At 40.0% G+C, this 1556-nt stretch carries 2 protein-coding genes; both read left to right on the top strand.

Features of this window, described 5'->3' with window-relative positions:
• The first annotated feature begins 138 nt into the window (after positions 1-138).
• Complete coding sequence (locus IEW67_RS17810; protein WP_188634422.1) at positions 139-342, top strand: site-specific integrase; 204 nt, start codon at positions 139-141, stop codon at positions 340-342.
• Positions 329-1339 carry a site-specific integrase gene (locus IEW67_RS17805; RefSeq protein ID WP_188634421.1) on the top strand — a complete coding sequence of 337 codons (1011 nt, stop codon included), beginning with the start codon at positions 329-331 and terminating at the stop codon, positions 1337-1339. The genes IEW67_RS17810 and IEW67_RS17805 overlap by 14 nt, the downstream gene beginning before the upstream one ends.
• The last annotated feature ends 217 nt before the right edge of the window (positions 1340-1556 follow it).

Below are 1556 nucleotides of genomic sequence, written 5' to 3'. Positions count from 1 at the left end.
TACGGGAAGGTGATCAATATACGGTAAATTATAGGTAAATGGAATAAAAATTCGGTTATGTACCATGAACAAAACTGTACATTCTTAAACAGTCAAAACTGTACATATTATCGTTGACATTTACACGCTGTACACTGCTTGAGACGCTGGGTACTTGAAGGAAAGGATCTAACCGCCTACTTGCCGGTTTTAAAGACTTATTTGGGACATCATTCGTTTAGAGATACGTCGGAATATTTAAGACTAACTGCCGAGCTTTATCCAGATATCACTGCCAAAGTAGAGCTTACTTTTGGTCACGTCATACCGGAGATGGGGGTTGTCGATTATGAAACCGACTGATTTTGCGAAATCCTTATCGGATTATTTATCCCTTTATCTGCCGGGACAACGAAATGTGAGTTCTAATACGATCCGATCATATAGGGACACTTTTAAACTGTTTCTCACATATTGTAAGCATCATGGTGGTCTACCTATTGAAGACCTTAGTCTAAAACAAATCGACAAACCTCTCATCATAGGTTTTCTTGAATGGCTGGAACAGGACAGAAAAAACAGTATCACAACGCGAAACCAGCGATTAGCCTGCATTCACGGCTTTTTTAGGTATATGCAGGTCGAAGACCCTGTTAGGTTATCATTGTATCAGCAAATTCTATCCATTCCGATTAAAAAGGCCCAAAAGCCATCAGTGAATCATCTTACATCCGACGCATTAAAAATGATTCTGGCACAACCCAATCTGTCCAAAAGCAGTGGGCGTCGTAACTTGACACTGTTGTCAGTATTATATGATACAGGTGCCCGAGTGCAAGAATTAGTAGACTTAAAGGTTCGTGATGTTCGATTGGAACCACCACCTATTCTGACAATCACAGGTAAGGCAAACAAAACAAGGCATGTCCCGCTGATGTCTAATACGGAATCTTTATTAAGACAGTACATGACGGAATTCCATATGTTTCAGAACGGAATGCAGGATCGACCATTATTCATTAACCGTCAGCACAATAAAATGACACGGGCGGGCATATCGTTCATCATTAACAAATATGTTTCTCGCGCAAGAGCGGTATCTTCGTTGATTCCAGATAAGGTAACTCCGCATGTTTTTCGCCATACAAAGGCGATGCATTTACTGCAAGCTGGTGTTAATCTGATATATATTCGTGACCTTTTAGGTCACGTCGATATATCAACGACTGAAATTTATGCCCGTGCAGATACTGAGCTAAAACGAAAAGCTTTAGAAGAAACCTATCCCAACGTTGTTTCATCTGATTTACCTCAATGGAGTGAGGATGAAGATTTGCTTGCTTGGCTAAACAGTCTTTAATGACTTCAGCATTATGCAAAGTAAATAAGGCTTGCGTGCCATGATCTCACGTTATTAAGCCGTTTACTTTGCATAATATTTTACTATTCATAAGGTGGGGTCATCTCTCCATTATTAGCTAATATCTATCTAAATGCCTTTGATCAATTGTGGCATAAGAAGGGATTGGATCGAGGAAAACACCAAGCAAAACTAGTGCGATTCGCGGATGATAGTG

Source organism: Lentibacillus kapialis, assembly GCF_014646635.1.
GTDB lineage: Bacteria > Bacillota > Bacilli > Bacillales > Amphibacillaceae > Lentibacillus > Lentibacillus kapialis.
This window is presented reverse-complemented; position numbering and strand designations above follow the sequence as displayed.